Source organism: uncultured Flavonifractor sp. (assembly GCF_944387675.1).
GTDB lineage: Bacteria > Bacillota > Clostridia > Oscillospirales > Oscillospiraceae > Flavonifractor.
Genome location: NZ_CALXFV010000008.1, coordinates 21,379 through 36,992, shown reverse-complemented (window position 1 = coordinate 36,992; position 15,614 = coordinate 21,379). Strand labels below are relative to the sequence as shown.

General features: G+C 60.1%; 17 protein-coding genes. 10 read left to right on the top strand and 7 right to left on the bottom strand.

Going from position 1 to position 15,614, the window contains the following annotated elements:
- From Q0J74_RS01785 to Q0J74_RS01760, 6 genes are all read right to left on the bottom strand, one after another.
- The coding region (locus tag Q0J74_RS01785) for a phosphopantetheine-binding protein (RefSeq protein WP_297209719.1) at nt 1-143 on the bottom strand (143 nt) is incomplete at its 3' end.
- 252 nt (nt 144-395) lie between these two features.
- Complete coding sequence (locus Q0J74_RS01780; protein WP_297209714.1) at nt 396-638, bottom strand: hypothetical protein; 243 nt, start codon at nt 636-638, stop codon at nt 396-398.
- A gap of 138 nt (nt 639-776) precedes the next feature.
- Nucleotides 777-989, bottom strand: coding sequence for a cold-shock protein (locus Q0J74_RS01775; RefSeq protein ID WP_009259878.1), 213 nt, complete (start codon nt 987-989; stop codon nt 777-779).
- Between the two features lie 167 nt (nt 990-1,156).
- Nucleotides 1,157-1,594, bottom strand: a complete 438-nt coding sequence (locus Q0J74_RS01770) for a hypothetical protein (protein ID WP_297209711.1) — start codon at nt 1,592-1,594, stop codon at nt 1,157-1,159.
- 105 nt (nt 1,595-1,699) lie between these two features.
- On the bottom strand, nt 1,700-3,184 hold the full coding sequence (glpK, locus tag Q0J74_RS01765) for a glycerol kinase GlpK (protein ID WP_297209708.1): 1,485 nt from the start codon (nt 3,182-3,184) through the stop codon (nt 1,700-1,702).
- A 63-nt stretch (nt 3,185-3,247) separates the two neighbouring features.
- The gene (locus tag Q0J74_RS01760; RefSeq protein WP_297209704.1) at nt 3,248-3,913 is read right to left on the bottom strand and encodes a Crp/Fnr family transcriptional regulator; all 666 of its coding nucleotides are present in this window, start codon (nt 3,911-3,913) and stop codon (nt 3,248-3,250) included.
- A gap of 124 nt (nt 3,914-4,037) precedes the next feature.
- On the opposite strand from Q0J74_RS01760, the gene Q0J74_RS01755 reads away from it, so the two are divergent.
- Together Q0J74_RS01755 and Q0J74_RS01750 are read left to right on the top strand one after the other, a co-directional pair.
- Nucleotides 4,038-4,223: a hypothetical protein gene (locus Q0J74_RS01755; protein WP_297209701.1), complete on the top strand. Its 186-nt coding sequence runs from the start codon at nt 4,038-4,040 to the stop codon at nt 4,221-4,223.
- Between the two features lie 279 nt (nt 4,224-4,502).
- Nucleotides 4,503-5,873, top strand: a complete 1,371-nt coding sequence (locus Q0J74_RS01750) for a radical SAM protein (protein ID WP_297209698.1) — start codon at nt 4,503-4,505, stop codon at nt 5,871-5,873.
- Between the two features lie 62 nt (nt 5,874-5,935).
- On the opposite strand, the gene Q0J74_RS01745 is transcribed toward Q0J74_RS01750, so the two are convergent.
- A complete protein-coding gene (locus tag Q0J74_RS01745) occupies nt 5,936-7,168 on the bottom strand; it encodes a GNAT family N-acetyltransferase (protein ID WP_297209695.1) in 1,233 nt (410 codons plus the stop codon).
- Nucleotides 7,169-7,465: 297 nt separating this feature from the next.
- Between Q0J74_RS01745 and Q0J74_RS01740 the strand changes: the two genes are divergently transcribed.
- The 8 genes from Q0J74_RS01740 to eutC all read left to right on the top strand — a co-directional run bounded on the left by Q0J74_RS01740 (nt 7,466) and on the right by eutC (nt 15,598).
- The gene (locus Q0J74_RS01740; protein WP_297209692.1) at nt 7,466-8,599 is read left to right on the top strand and encodes a 1-propanol dehydrogenase PduQ; all 1,134 of its coding nucleotides are present in this window, start codon (nt 7,466-7,468) and stop codon (nt 8,597-8,599) included.
- Nucleotides 8,600-8,932: 333 nt separating this feature from the next.
- Complete coding sequence (locus Q0J74_RS01735) at nt 8,933-9,280, top strand: BMC domain-containing protein (RefSeq protein ID WP_297209716.1); 348 nt, start codon at nt 8,933-8,935, stop codon at nt 9,278-9,280.
- 4 nt (nt 9,281-9,284) lie between these two features.
- Nucleotides 9,285-9,734, top strand: coding sequence for a EutP/PduV family microcompartment system protein (gene eutP, locus Q0J74_RS01730; RefSeq protein WP_297209689.1), 450 nt, complete (start codon nt 9,285-9,287; stop codon nt 9,732-9,734).
- A gap of 18 nt (nt 9,735-9,752) precedes the next feature.
- Nucleotides 9,753-10,337 carry an ANTAR domain-containing response regulator gene (locus Q0J74_RS01725; protein ID WP_297209686.1) on the top strand — a complete coding sequence of 195 codons (585 nt, stop codon included), beginning with the start codon at nt 9,753-9,755 and terminating at the stop codon, nt 10,335-10,337.
- Nucleotides 10,338-10,342: 5 nt separating this feature from the next.
- Nucleotides 10,343-11,767, top strand: a complete 1,425-nt coding sequence (locus Q0J74_RS01720) for a sensor histidine kinase (RefSeq protein ID WP_297209683.1) — start codon at nt 10,343-10,345, stop codon at nt 11,765-11,767.
- Nucleotides 11,768-11,868: 101 nt separating this feature from the next.
- Nucleotides 11,869-13,299 carry an ethanolamine ammonia-lyase reactivating factor EutA gene (gene eutA / locus Q0J74_RS01715; RefSeq protein WP_297209681.1) on the top strand — a complete coding sequence of 477 codons (1,431 nt, stop codon included), beginning with the start codon at nt 11,869-11,871 and terminating at the stop codon, nt 13,297-13,299.
- A gap of 26 nt (nt 13,300-13,325) precedes the next feature.
- The gene (locus Q0J74_RS01710; protein ID WP_297209679.1) at nt 13,326-14,696 is read left to right on the top strand and encodes an ethanolamine ammonia-lyase subunit EutB; all 1,371 of its coding nucleotides are present in this window, start codon (nt 13,326-13,328) and stop codon (nt 14,694-14,696) included.
- A 17-nt stretch (nt 14,697-14,713) separates the two neighbouring features.
- Nucleotides 14,714-15,598, top strand: coding sequence for an ethanolamine ammonia-lyase subunit EutC (gene eutC / locus Q0J74_RS01705; protein ID WP_297209676.1), 885 nt, complete (start codon nt 14,714-14,716; stop codon nt 15,596-15,598).
- The last annotated feature ends 16 nt before the right edge of the window (nt 15,599-15,614 follow it).

The following is a 15,614-nucleotide window of genomic DNA, read 5'->3' as shown; positions in this document are numbered from 1 at the left end:
GCCTCCTCCAGCGCCATGGACAGCTCCACGGCGGCCAGGGAATCGGCCTCCAGATCCTCGGCCAGACGGGCCTCGGGAGTCACCTTGTCGGCGTCGCAGCTCAGGGTCTCCACAATGATGTCCTTAATCTTCTCGAAATCCATAATAAATGCTCCTCACAAATCAATTCAAATTTTTTAGTTAAATCATTTTACTTAAAAATTTTTAAATAAAATAATTTAAGCATATTGTATCAGGCGGCGGCCATTTGTCAAGAGGTATTTTTGCCGAAAAAAGGCTGAAAGACGAAAACGCTTAGGGCCGCAAGGGATTGAAGTACAAAAAAATCCCCCGCGGCCCGGCCGCGGGGGATGGAAATGGGGGTAAGTAACCGCCCCGGGAGGGGCGGTGCGGGGTCAACCGCAGCAGGGACGGCAGCAGCAGGGGCGGCAGGAACCGCAGGAGTCGGACTCCTCCTCCTCGCCCTCCCAGAGGAAGGCGGGGACGGAGACGTAGACCGGCCAGCCGGTGCCGGCGGTGCCGCCGCCAGCCATCCGGGACAGCTCCTCAAGGGCGGACAGGGTGACGGCCCCGCCGTTTCCGGTACCGGAGCAGCAGCCCCGGCGGCAGCAGCGGTTCTGACGATTACAACAGCACATGATAAAGTACCCCCATTCAAAGTGGCGGCGGGCGCAGGCCCTCCGCAAGACAGTATATGGCTCAGGCGGGTACAGGGTTCACAAAAGCAAAAAGCGCCGGCCCCCGAGGCGGGGACCGGCGCGGATGGGTCGGACGAATCAGGCGGCCACAACGTTGACAGCGCGCAGCTTGTCGGCGTTCTTGGGATCGGGTTCCACATCATAGGTGACCTTCTGGCCCTCCTGGAGGGTCTTGAAGCCGTCGCACACGATGGCGGAGAAGTGTACGAACACATCGTCGCCGCCCTCGTCGTTGGAGATGAAGCCGAAGCCCTTGGTCTCGTTGAACCACTTGACAGTACCGTGATACATAATATGGTACCTCCTGAGAAAAGATTTGGATCTAAATGACAAAGAAAAACTCACATCTCTGCTGATCGTCTGAAGAAGCGACGATGACTACAAAAATGTGAGTTCAGGCCGTACATTTAGACTACCGTGTTACTATACCACCGAACCGGGCGCCCGTCAAGCAGAAATCACACCAGTTCCTTCTCTGAATTCTCCCGGATCAGGCGGCGAATGGCCTCCTCCGGATAGGAGAGCAGCCGTCCGAAGTCCCAGGCAATCTGGGTGCGGTTGCCTCCAAAGTAGACCTTCTCCCGCACCAGGTCGTTTTTCCAGTGCTTCAGGCGGAGGTACTGCTCCAAAATATGATTGGCCCGGTAAATGAGCAGGTTGTGCTTGCCCAGATTCATGGAGATGGGAAACAGGTCGGTGAGCAGGGGCTCATCCTCTATGTAGAGCTGGTTGCCATAGCGGGAGCAGCTCTCCTGGGCGAAGGGGAGGAGAGCGTCCCGTTCCTCCGCGCTGTCCATGGGCCGGCTGAGTGCCAGAGCCTTGACTCCGGCATAGACCATCTCATTCATGCAGTCGATCACACCGCACTGATAGGAAAAAGCATCCATAGTTTCCATGGTTCAGGGCCTCCTGTCTTCTGTGGCCTATTCTACTCCCATTTGCTCCATCCTGCAAGAGAGAAGGGAGGGGAAAGGCAGGAGGCTTTGTCGAACCGGTCCGCCTCACTCTGCCCAGCCCCGGCAGCGGTCCACCGCCCGGTGCCACTGCCGGAGCAGCTCGGCGCGCCTAGACTCCTCCATAACGGGGGAGAAGCTGGTACCCGGACGGCGAAGGGCCTTCAGCTCCTCCCCGTCCCGCCAGGTCCCCACAGCCAGACCGGCCAGACAGGCGGCGCCCAGGGCGGTGGTCTCCCGGATGGCGGGGCGGAGCACCTGCCGGTCCAGAATATCCGCCTGGAACTGCATCAGAAATACGTCCCGACTGGCGCCTCCGTCCGCCCGCAGTCCCCGCAGGGGCAGGCCGGTATCCGCCTCCATGGCGTGGACCAGATCGGCCACCTGGTAGGCGATGGATTCCTGGGCCGCTCGGGTAATGTGTTCCCGTTTGGTTCCCCGGGTGAGTCCCACCAGAATTCCCCTGGCATACATATCCCAGTAGGGCGCCCCCAGGCCGGTAAAGGCGGGTACCAGATACACCCCGCCGTTGTCAGATACCTTCTGAGCGTAATACTCCGCATCCCGACTCTCGGGGAAGAAACCCAACTCATCCCGCAGCCACTGAATCACCGCGCCGCCTACAAATACAGAACCCTCCAGGGCGTACTGCACCCTGCCCCCAAGCCCCACCGCAATGGTGGTGAGCAGGCCGTTGGCGCTGCTGCAGGGGGTCTCCCCGGTATTCATCAGCAAAAAGCAGCCGGTGCCGTAGGTGTTTTTGGCGTCTCCGGGAGAGAAACAGCCCTGGCCGAACAGAGCGGCCTGCTGGTCCCCGGCCATGCCGGCGATGGGGATGCGGGCTCCCTGAATGTCGGTATAGCCGTAGACTTCGCTGGAGGAGCACACCCGGGGCAGCATGGCCCGGGGGATATCCAGGGCCTGGAGCAGGGTGTCGTCCCAGTCCAGCTTCCTGATATCAAAGAGCATGGTGCGGGAGGCGTTGGTCACATCGGTGGCATGGACCGCCCCGCCGGTGAGCTTCCACAGCAGCCAGCAGTCCACCGTGCCGAAGAGAATCTCGCCCCGCCGGGCCTTTTCCCTGGCCCCCTCCACCCGGTCCAGAATCCAGGCGATTTTGGTGGCGGAGAAATAGGCGTCTGGGATAAGGCCGGTTGTCTTTCGAATGTGATCCTCAAGCCCGCCGGCCCGGAGCTTGTCCACCATGTCCGCCGTCCGGCGGCACTGCCAGACGATGGCGTTGTGGATGGGGCGGCCGGTGGCCCTGTCCCACAGGATGGTGGTCTCCCGCTGGTTGGTGATGCCGATGGCGGTGATCTCCCTGGCCTCCACCCCGGACTGGGCGATGACCTCCATCATCACCCCGTACTGGGAGGACCAGATCTCCATGGGATCGTGTTCCACCCAGCCCTCTCTGGGATAGAGCTGGGTAAACTCCTTCTGGGCTACGCCCAGGATAGTTTGTTCCCGGTCGAAGAGAATGGCCCGGGAGCTGGTGGTACCCTGATCCAGGGCCAGGAGATACTTGCCCATAAGGAGGCCTCCTTTGTCCATTTTTTCTTAGTGTATCACGGATGCGGGGGAAGAAAAAGGGGGTCACCGGCGTTTCAGGGTGAATTTTGCCCGGTCTGCCTCCAGTACCCCCTCCTGCTGCAGCTGACCGATGGTCCGGGACAGGGCGCTGCGGTCCACGCACAGATAATCCGCCAGGGCCTGCCGGTCAAAAGGTACGGTGACGGTATCCCTCCCCGTCTGGAGAGACAGCTCCTCCAGATAGGCCAGCAGCCGCTCCCGGATGGTGCGGCCGGAGAGATGGGCCACCTTGCCCGCCAGGGCCAGATTCTTCTCCGCCAGTACCGACAGCAGATTGCCAATCAGCCTGCCGTGGAAGGCGCAGGCGGCGGAGCAGGGGGCGGACAGCCGCCTGCTGTCCAGCAGCAGCACCGCGCCATCCGTCCCGGCGGTGACGGTAACCGGCAGGACATCCGCCCGGGCGCAGGCAAAGGATTCGGCAAACAGATGGCCCGCCCGGATTTCTCCCATGACAATCCGCTGCCCGTCCGCCTTCAGGCGGCTGACCTGTACCCGGCCCGCCAGCACAACCCCCAGGTGAGTGGCAGGCTCTCCGGCGGACAGGACCGTGTCCCCTTTTTTCATTTGGCGGGGGTATCCCCCCAGACAGTCCAGCAGGGCGGACAGCTCCTCCGGCCCGATGCCCTGAAACAGGGGGGAGCGGCGAAGCGCCTCCAGATATTCCGTCATACCTCAACCTCCACAAGTTGCATTTGCAACTTGTGGGTCCAGTGTATCACGGTCCGGCGGGGGTTGCAATGGAAAGTCCCACCTGCTACAATAGAAAAAATGGGAAAGAAAGGGCGGTGAGGACATGTCAGGCTATCTCTCGGTGGGAATTCTCCTGGCGGTACTGGGGGCGTTTTTCGTCCTGATGCCCTATGAGAAGCTGCACGAGGTGTTCCGGGGCATGCGCTCCCCGGTGACCACCAAGGTGGGCGGCATAGTGCTGCTCGTCGGCGGAATCGCCATGATCATCAAGGGAATTACCCTGCTGTAAGGTCAGAAAAGCAGGCCGCCGGCCTCTCGGATAGGGGGGCCGGCGGCTGTTTTTGGCTGCGCACGGGGCGAAATGCAGGATGTGGTTTTAATAACCATGAATAGCAATGGTCAAAATTGCAGAAAGTTTAAGGGAATGTCCGCGTAAAATTTAAGCAAACTGCCGTTTTTGTCCAGAGTTTGGACAGGAGAGGGGATTTGTCTATTTTCCTTTTCTGGAAAGGGCGGTATCATGTTGACAATTCAAATAGGATTTAGATAAGATGAAAGGGGAAGCGTCATGAAGATTCCTGACAGTTTGAAGCGCTATGGCCTGGCTAAGGTATTTGATTATCTGGACAAAGACCCCATGAACAACATGAGCAAGGTCATGGACCTGGTAAACAAGTTCGCGGGGGACACGCTGGCGCTCCAGCGCTCCATGTTTGATCAGGTCATCAAGGATGAGGACTCCTGCTGGCACCAGCTGATTGAAAAGGTGTGGACCCAGACCGACTCCAATGTACTCAAGACGGTGTTCAACAACTTCTTTGTCAACGCCAACCTGGTGGGCTGGCCCAAGCAGGAGGAATGCCGGAAAAAGTACGGCTGCAACATCCCCTGGGCCATCCTACTGGACCCCACCTCCGCCTGCAACCTGCACTGCACCGGCTGCTGGGCGGCGGAATACGGCAATAAGCTGAATCTGAGCTTTGATGAGATTGACTCCATCATCACCCAGGGTAAGGAACTGGGGATCTATATGTATATCTACACTGGCGGCGAGCCGCTGGTGCGGAAGAAGGACCTGATTGCCCTGTGCGAGAAGCACAATGATGTGGCATTCCTCTCCTTTACCAACGCCACTCTGATTGACGAGGCCTTCTGCCAGGATCTGCTTCGGGTGGGCAACTTCATTCCCGCCATCAGTCTGGAGGGCTTTGAGGAGGCCAACGACTCCCGCCGGGGCGATGGAATCTACAAAAAGGTCACCGATGCCATGGCTCTGCTGAAGCGTCACAAGCTGCCCTTCGGCATCTCCACCTGCTACACCAGCGTCAACTACAAGGACATCACCAGCGAGGAATTTTACGACAAGATCATGGATCTGGGGGCCTATTTCATCTGGTTCTTCCACTACATGCCCGTGGGCAACGACGCCGCGCCGGAGCTGATGCCCACGCCTGAGCAGCGGGAGGAGATTTACCACCGCATCCGGGCCATGCGCCAGACCAAGGGCATCTTTTCCATGGACTTCCAGAATGACGCCGAGTATGTGGGCGGCTGCATTGCCGGCGGCCGGCGCTATCTGCACATCAATGCCAACGGCGACGTGGACCCCTGCGTGTTCATTCACTACTCCGACTCCAATATCCGGGAAAAGAGTCTGCTGGACTGCCTGCGCTCCCCCCTGTTTATGGCCTACCACAACGGGCAGCCCTTCAACGAGAATATGCTCCAGCCCTGTCCCATGCTGGAAAATCCCCAGTGCATTGAGCGAATGGTTCATGAGACCGGCGCCCACTCCACAGACCCCCAGTCTCCCGAGACGGTGGAGCATCTCACGGCCAAGACTCATCCCTATGCTGACAACTGGACTTCCACTGCCGAGAAGCTGTGGAGCCAGAGCCACCCCGGCTGCGGTGGCTGCACCGCCTGCGCGGGAAAGTAACCGGCAAAAAAAGCTGCCGCGGATTCCGGATCCGCGGCAGCTTCATTTTTTTCCATAAATCGCTAGAAATAGGTCACATTGACCGGCTTTGTGTCCCAGCCGATGGCGGCCTGCAAGTCGGGCAGGAAGGCCGGATCGGACAGCTCGGCCAGGGCGAAATCCACCGCCTGCTGGAGAGAGTAGGCCCCCATCACCACCGAGGACAGGGTGGAAATTCCCAGGGACAGGGTGACATCCGGCTGAGCATGCTCAATCAGCGCGACCTGGGTCCCCGCAATCTCCAGAAGGAAGGTGCGGTTGTTGAAGGGTATAAAGTCGTCAGCCACCTGGAGGGCCAGCACAAATGGCCTGCTCACAGGGCGCTGACAGTGATTCTGCACCCGAAAATAGCCAGCCACGTCAAAAAGACGGACCATATAGCCCATGGTACGCCGCCCGATTTCGTGGATACACCCGTCATGGGCGCGGTTTTCCCCGGTGTCTGGGTTGGTGAACATCATGTGGAGATGCTCATCGGCGGACAGGATGCGCACCCGCTCAATCTGGTCCACCTGGGAGGCGAAGAAAGTCATGAACTGCCGCAGGGTATCCATGTCCTCATAGATCATCTCATGTACCATCAGGTCATGGTACATGTCGGTATAGTGGTCCACCTCCACGAAGGAGAAGGTGAGGTAGCCGGTGAGCCGGCCCGCCCTGCGGCAGACCACCACGTAGGGGGCGTCGAAAATCCGGTGCGGGTCCATATAGGGATGGAGGGTGGCGCCATGGGTGCGCTCCGCCCACCGGCGGTAAAGGTCCAGAACGGCGGGGCGGTCGGCCTCGCCGGCATAGGACAGGCCGGACTTGTCCCCGAAGGAGCGGATATAGCAGGGCTTGGGCTGGTAGAGAACATACTCGTTGCCATAGCCGTAGCCCATGCTGCGGTAAAAGGCGGGGTTGAAGGGATGGAGGCAGCCGATGGGGGTTCCCAGCTCGGCATAGTACCGCATCAGCACCTTGAGCAGCGTGCAGGCCACCCGCTCCTTCTTGTGAAGAAAATTGGCGGAGACATAGGCCGCAGCGCCCATGGGCATCCTCACACCTCTGACGTTGAGGGTGAAATCCATCATCAGCACGGAGCCCAGCAGGGTTCCGCCGTCATCAAAACAGCCGAGGTAGCGTCCCTCGTCCGGACGGTACAGTTCGCCTTCCATATTCTCCAGCAGGGCCGCCGGCGTCTTGGACGGGAACGAGGTGACCACGTTCCTGGCCAGCTGCCCCACCTCGGAGGGGAGAACGAATCTGACATCCATGTTCGGTTGTTCCTTTCTGCACACCCGCCGTCCGGTGGACGGCGGGGCGGGCGGAGGGGGGAAGCCTCCGCGTGTCAGCGCACCTGCTTTGACGAGGTCATTATGTCAGCCATTCCGGAAAATGTCAACCGTTTTCCAGAATGGTGCGTATAAAAAACTTGACAGGGGCCGGTGGAAACGGTAAGCTATAAGCGATGAGGTGTGCGGTGCAGCGCACCGATAGCGCTGGATGCGAGGCAGCATCCTGAACGGAAGTTCAGGGTGCTGCCTTATGTTTTTTCGGGAAGGAGCGGGGTTATGGAGGTTTTCAGCGTCAGAACCAAGATCATGACCGGAAATGGACTGGAAGAGCTGGCCCATCAGGTCCACCGGGGCTTTGTGGTTACCGACCGGTTTATGGCCGAGAGCGGCCGGGTGCGCTATGTGACCGACGCGCTGGATCAGGTGGGCGCCCAGTGGCAGGTGTTCAGCGACGTGCAGGCCGATCCCGATGTGGCCACCGTGACCAAGGGAGTCAGTATCATCCAGCAGTTCGGGCCGGACTGTGTCATCGCCTTCGGTGGCGGCTCGGCCATTGACGCGGCCAAGGCCATCGTGTACTTTGCCGCCAAGACCCGGGACATGCGGGATTGCCTGTTTGTGGCCATTCCAACCACCAGCGGCACCGGTTCGGAGGTGAGCCGCTTCGCCGTCATTACCGACCGGGAGAAGGAGGTCAAGTACCCCCTGATTGACGACAGCCTGCTGCCCGATGTGGCGGTGCTGGACGCCCGGCTCACCGCCAGTGTGCCGCCGGCCATTACTGCGGACACCGGACTGGACGTATTCACCCACGCGGTGGAGGCCTTTGTATGTACCGCAGCCAACGACTTTACCGATGCGGCGGCGGAGAAGGCCATTAAGCTGGTGCGCCGCCACCTGCTCAACGCCTATCAGCACCCCGAGGATCTGGTGGCCCGGCAGGGGATGCACAACGCATCCTGCCTGGCCGGCGTGGCCTTTTCCAACGCCGGCCTGGGCCTGAACCACGGCATGGCGCACGCCCTGGGCGCCCGCTTCCATATCCCCCACGGCCGGGCCAACGGTATTTTGCTGCCCTATGTGATGAGTTTCAACGCCGGCTGCTCCGAGACACTGACGGTTACCGCCAAGCGATACGCCCAGATCTCCCGCCTGCTGGGACTGGAGAGCGGCAGTATCCGCCAGAGCGCCCTCAACCTCATCCGCACCGCCCGGCGGTATGTGGAGAAGCTGAACGTCCCCTCCACCATCCAGGCCGCCGGCGTAACTGCCTCCGAATTTGAGGCGGCGGTGGAGGAAATGGCCCAGGCCGCCGTGGCCGACCGCTGTACCGCCACCAATCCAAAGCCCTGTACCGTGGCGGATGTGGTACAGCTGTACCGGAAGGCCTATACGGGGAAGCTGCCCTGAGGGGAATAACAGGCGGAATTGACGATTCCGCTCGATTTGCCATTGACAAATTGGGGTTTTTATGGTAAAATGACCAAAAATGTAGGGTAAATTGGTGGAAACTCCCAGCCGGGTACCGGGTGCGCCGTTAGGATCCGGTACGCAGTATACCCAGAGCGATGGAGCTCCTGGAATTTCAAGGATGACCGATTCAAGAAATTCTAGGGGCCTTTTTATGCTTTGTGGGCTGGCTGTTGTGTTCCGGCGCCGGAGGAGGCGCCTGCACGTGGAGGACACCGGGGCGCCCTTTGGGGAGCGATCATGGCCTTGGGCGGTTAGGAGGGTGTTTTGTTGATTGAGCTGGACGAGAAACAGCGCATCATACAGGAATTCGTACCTGGCAAGCAGGTCACGCTGGCCCATGTGATTGCCAATCCGGTGGAGGACCTTTACGCCAAGCTGGGTCTGATCGACGGGGGCGGAGCCATTGGGATTTTTACCATCACTCCCAGCGAGGCTGCCATGATTGCGGCGGATGTGGCCACCAAGGCTGCGGATGTCAAGATCGGCTTTGTGGACCGGTTTAACGGTTCCCTGGTCATTACGGGCGACGTGGCGGCGGTCCAGGCGGCACTGACGGAGGTTATGAACACGCTTTGCGGTATGATGGGCTTTGCATCCGCGCCCATCACCAAAACATAGGTTTATGAAGGAACAGCACAGTCCCCGCATCATTCTCATCGGCCGGTCCACGGCGGGCAAGACCACGCTGTGCCAGCGGATGGCGAACGAGGAGCTTAAGTACCACAAGACTCAAACCGTACAGATTCTGAACGAAACGATGATTGATACGCCGGGCGAATATTTGGAGCGGCGCTATTTCCGGGGCGCCCTGATGGTCACCGCCGCCGACGCGGACATTATTGTGCTGGTGCAGGACGCCACGGAGCCCGGGAGCATGTTTCCCCCTGCGTACAGCAGCACCTTTGCCAAGCCCTGCGTCGGTGTGGTGACGAAGTCGGACCTGGCCACCCAGGAGCAGCTTGCGCGGGCGAAGAAATATCTGAACATTGCCGGGGCCGAGGAGATCTATGTTGTCAGCGGCGTAACCGGCGAAGGAGTGGATGATCTGGTTCGGCGGTTGGGCTTCCAATAAGACAGGAAGGGTGCTCAGATGGGAAAGGATGGAATTTCCGTCGTCATTGCCGACGACGAGCCGATCAGCAGAATGGATCTGAAGGAGCTGCTGTCCGAGGGCGGCTACACCGTGCTTTCGGAGGTGTCGGACGGGTTTGATGCGGTGGAGCAATGCAAGCTGTATCATCCGGATCTGGTAATTTTGGATATCAAGATGCCGTTTTTGGACGGTATTTCCGCAGCGAAAATCATCTATGAGGAGGAGCTGGCCGATACCATCATCATGCTCACGGCATACAGTGAGCGGGAGTTTGTGGAGCAGGCCAAGGGCTACGGGGTCAGCGGATATCTGGTCAAGCCCATAGACGAGAAGTCGCTGGTACCCAGCATTGAGCTGGCGGTGGCCCGCAGCCGGGAACTCAAGCGGCTGCGGAAGGACATGGCAAAGGTCTCCGAGCGGCTGGAGAGCCGGAGCGTGATTGAAAAGGCCAAGGGCATCATCATGCAGGAGCAGGGGATGACCGAGCAGGAGGCCTACGACTACATTCGGAAGCTGAGTTTGGACAAGCATCTCTCCATGCGCCGGGTGGCGGAGATTATACTGGTCAAAAACGGCGGGTGAGCGGCGTGGACACCATTTGGGAGCTGTGCAGAAAACATACGGACCTCTCGGATGAGGAGATTCGGGTCATTGAGCATACCTCTGCCATTCTCCAGCCCCTGGCGAATCTGGAGGACGCGGATATTTTTATCGACTGTCCCCGCCGGGACGGGGACGCCATCGTGGTGGCGGAGGCCAAGCCGGAGGACGTGCCGTCCTCCTACAAGAACTCGGTGGTGGGCCTGCTGGCCAAGGCGGAGAACGAACCGGCGGTGGCCCGCACCTTTCGTTTGGGGGTGGGGACCAAGCAGATGAAGGCCACCACCCAGGAGAACGGCAGCACCATTCAATCGGTGGAACCCATCCGCCACGGCGGGCGGATCATCGGGGTGCTGATCCGGGAGAAGCGGGTGGACGAGCAGCATCTGGTGAGCGAGCGCATCCACTTTTCCCAAAAGAGCTACGAAAACATTGCCAGTGTGCTCACCCGCATGGTGTCGGAAAACAACTGGCTGACCGAGTGCATTGATGAGGCGCTGGTAATGGTGGACCGCAGCGGGGTGGTCACCTTCTGCAACTCTCTGGCCCGGGATCTCTATCAGAAGCTGGGATATGTGGAGGATCTGCTGGGCCAGACCTATGAAAACATCCGCCTGATCTCCCAGGAGGAGCCGCCGGAAGAGGTGGCGGGCTACTCCTTTGTGGAGATCACGGTGGGGCGGCACGTGCTGAACATCAAGCGGGTGCAGCTCAATGCCCCGGGCATGGAGTTTGCCCTCATCATTCGGGACGAAACCTGGCGGCGGGAGCAGGAGAAGGCCCTGATTCTCAAGTCGGTGGCCATCAAGGAGATCCACCACCGGGTGAAAAACAACCTCCAGACCATTGCCAGCCTGCTGCGTCTGCAGATGCGGCGCACCGACAGCGAGGAGACCCGCCAGGTGCTGGGAGAGAGCATGAACCGCATCCTCTCCATCGCCAGCACTCACGAGCTGCTGGCTCAGGTGGGAGTGGACGAGGTGATGATCGGAGAGGTCATCAACAACATCAAGAACAACACCATGCGGTACTTTTCCAACCCCCACTGCCTGGTTACCATTGCGGTGGAGGGGGACGACTTCCAGGTGGACTCGGATGTGGCCACCTCGGTGGCCATCATCATCAACGAGCTGCTGCAAAATTCGCTGAAATACGCCTTTGAAGGCCGGAATACCGGCCTGATCACCATTGCGGTGAAGAAAGGAGAGCTCTACTCCAGCCTCCAGGTCAGCGACAACGGAAACGGCTTTGACAGCCAGAGCACGGAACACAGCCGGTTGGGCCTGTCCATTGTGCAGACGCTGGTGAAGGACAAGCTGCGGGGCAAGCTGACCATCGAATCAGGGTCCTGGGGTACCTGCGTGACCTTCGATTTTAAAAACCAAATGATTGAAGCGGACGTGGTGACGTAATCACGCGCCGGAAATTCGGAGCGGTGCAGCCCGGAGGCAGGGGAATTCTCTGCGTCCGGGCTGATTTACATTTTATGGTATTTTGAGAGCGGGTGAATTACTTGCACGAAGTCATTCTCAGTGTAGGCATTGACATCGGCACCTCCACCACCCAGCTGATTTTCAGCCGTCTGACCATTGAGAACCAGGCAAGCAGCTACATGGTGCCGCGGATCAACATTGTGGACAAGGAAGTGATCTACCGCAGCGAGATCTACTTCACCCCCCTGCGCTCGGCCACGGAGATCGATGCGGAGGCGGTGAAACGGATTGTACGGGAGGAATACCGGGCGGCGGGGATCACGCCGGAGGAGCTGAAGACCGGCGCGGTAATCATTACCGGCGAGACGGCCCGAAAGGAGAACGCCAACGAGGTGCTCTCCGCCCTGTCCGATCTGGCGGGAGATTTTGTGGTGGCCACCGCCGGTCCCGACCTGGAGTCGGTGCTCTCTGGCCGGGGGGCGGGAACCGACGTGCTGTCCAAGCAGCGGCGCATAACAGTGGCCAATCTGGACATTGGCGGCGGCACCACCAACATTGCCCTGTATGAGAAGGGAAATCTGCGCGGAACCTGCTGCCTGGATGTGGGCGGCCGGCTCATCAAGGTGGACAACGGCCGGATCTCCTACGTATATCCCAAAATACAGGCTCTGGCCAAGGCCCACGGCATTGAGGTGCAGGTGGGGGACCGGGCCTATCCCGAGCAGCTCTACGGGGTGTGCCGCCTGATGGCGGCCCAGCTGGCCCAGGCCCTCCATCTGACGGCGGCGGACGGCCAGCACGCCGGCATGTACACCAACGACGGCCGGGCGCTGCCGCCCCAGCCTGCGGTACAGGCGGTGACCTACTCCGGAGGAGTGGCAGACTGTATCTACCAGAAGATGGAGAATGACGTGTTCCGCTTCGGGGATGTGGGAGTGCTGTTGGGAAAGGCCATTCGGGCCGACCCGGATCTGAGCCGGGTGGAGCTGTGTCAGGCGGCGGAGACCATCCGGGCCACTGTGGTGGGAGCGGGGACCCACACCACGGAGGTGAGCGGCAGCACCATCCGCTATGAGCGGAGCAAGCTGCCCATCAAGAACATCCCCATTTTAAAAGTATCGCCGGAGGATGAGGCGTCGCTGGAGACGCTGAAAGCCTCTATCATACAGCAGATGCCCCTGTTCACGCCTGAGGGGAAGGCGGAGCAGATCGCCATTGCCTTTACGGGAGAGAAGCGCACCAGCTTTGCAGAGGTTCAGGCATTGGCGGCGGCGGTAATCAAAAGTGCCAAGGAGGTGATCCAAGGTCCCTATCCATTGATCGTGGTGGTGGAAAACGATATCGGCAAAGTGCTGGGCAACGCCCTGAACGTGCTGTTGGAGCACAAGAAGGACGTGATCTGCATTGACGGTATCAAAACTCTCAGCGGCGACTACATCGATATCGGAGAACCCATCGCAGGCGGGCAGGTGCTGCCCGTGGTCATCAAGACCTTGATCTTCAATTCCTGACAAGGATATATGAGAGGTGAAGTAGCATGATCTTAAAAACAAAGCTGTTTGGCCACGTCTATGAGTTCAAGTCCGTACGTGAGGTCATGGCGAAGGCGAACGAGGAGAAGTCCGGCGACAAGCTGGCCGGCATCGCCGCGGAGACCGCGGAGGAGCGGGTGGCCGCCAAGGTAGTGCTCTCTCATCTGACCCTGAATGATCTGCGCAACAACCCCGCCGTCCCCTACGAGGAGGACGAGGTCACCCGCATCATCCAGGACGACATCAACGAGACCATTTTCAACCAGTTCAAGGGCATGACGGTCTCCGAGTTCCGTGAGTGGCTGCTCAGCGAGAAGACCACCACCGCCATGATCCGCCACGCCTCCCGGGGCCTGACCTCCGAGTGTGTGGCCGGCGTGTGCAAGCTGATGAGCAACCTGGACCTGATTTACGCTGCCAAGAAGATGCGGGTGCAGGCCCACTGCAACACCACCATCGGTGTGGACGGCACCTTCTCCTCCCGCCTCCAGCCCAACCATACCACCGACGACCCCAAGGGCATCATCGCCTCCGTGATGGAGGGCCTGTCGGTAGGCTGCGGCGACGCGGTGATCGGCATCAACCCGGTGGACGACTCGGTGGAGTCTGTGGCCCGGCTGCTGAAGATGCTGGATGAGTTCAAGAACAAGTGGGAAATCCCCACCCAGTGTTCTGTTCTGGCCCACATCACCACCCAGGTAGAGGCCGCTGAGAAGTTCGGCGCGCCGCTGGACATGGTGTTCCAGTCCATTGCCGGCTCCCAGAAGGGCAACGAGGCCTTCGGTGTTACCGCCCAGATGATCCAGGACGGCCGGGACATGGTGCTCTCCAGAGGCACCTCCACCGGACCCAACGTGAACTATTTCGAGACCGGCCAGGGTTCCGAGCTGTCCTCCGAGGCGCACAACGGCTGGGACCAGGTGACCATGGAGGCCCGCTGCTACGGCCTGGCCCGTCACTTCCAGCCCTTCCTGGTGAACACGGTGGTGGGCTTCATCGGCCCCGAGTATCTGTATGACGCCAAGCAGGTGACCCGCGCCGGTCTGGAGGACCATTTCATGGGCAAGCTCACCGGCATCTCCATGGGCTGCGACGCCTGCTACACCAACCACATGAAGGCGGACCAGAACGACATTGAGAACCTGGCCACTCTGCTGGTGGCTGCCGGTTGCAACTACGTCATGGGCGTTCCCCAGGGCGATGACTGCATGCTGATGTATCAGTGTACCGGCTTCCACGAGGCCGCCGCCCTCCGCGAGATCTTCGGGCTGCGTCCCATCAAGGAGTTCGACGCCTGGATGGAGAAGATGGGCTTCTCCGAGAACGGCAAGCTGACCCCCAAGGCGGGCGACGCTTCCGTGTTCCTGCGTAAATAAGGAGGGAGGTGCACGCTATGAATGAGAAGGATTTAAGAACCATCATCGAGCAGGTGCTGGCCGAGATGAACGCCGGAGGGTCTGCCCCCGCCGCAGCCTGCTGCGCCGCACCCGCCGGGGAGGCTTCCCAGGTGGAAGAGGGCTGCATCCCCGACATCACCGAGATCGACATTCGCACGCAGTACCTGGTAGAGGAGCCGGAGAACGGCGAGGAATATGCCGAACTGAAGTTCAACGCTCCCTGCCGTCTGGGGATCGGCAAGGCCGGCGCCCGCTATAAGACCCTGCCCCAGCTGGAATTCCGGGCCGCCCATTCCGCCGCCCAGGACGCGGTGTTCAACGACGTGGACGAGGAATTTGTCAAGGCTCAGGGCCTGTTCATCGTTCAGACCCAGTGCGACTGCAAGGACACCTATCTGACCCGTCCCGACCTGGGCCGTAAGCTCAGCGCCGAAGCGGTGGCCACCCTGAAGGAGAAGTGCAAGAAGAACCCCACCGTGCAGATCTATGTGGCCGACGGCCTGTCCTCCGCCTCTGTGGCGGCGAACATTCCCGACCTGCTGCCCGCGCTGTTGCAGGGCCTGCAGAGCTTCAAGATCGACGTGGGTACCCCCTTCTTTGTGAAGTACGGCCGCGTGGGCGTCATGGATGAGATTTCCGAGCTCACCGGAGCCGACGTCACCTGCACCCTCATCGGTGAGCGGCCCGGCCTGATTACCGCCGAGTCCATGTCCGCCTACATTGCCTACAAGGCCACCGTGGGCATGCCCGAGGCCCGCCGCACCGTGGTGTCCAACATCCACCGGGCGGGTACCATTCCCGCCGAAGCCGGCGCCCACATCGCCGAGATCATCAAGATCATGCTTGAGAAGAAGGCCAGCGGCACCGATCTGAAACTTTAAGGAGTAGGGAGGAACA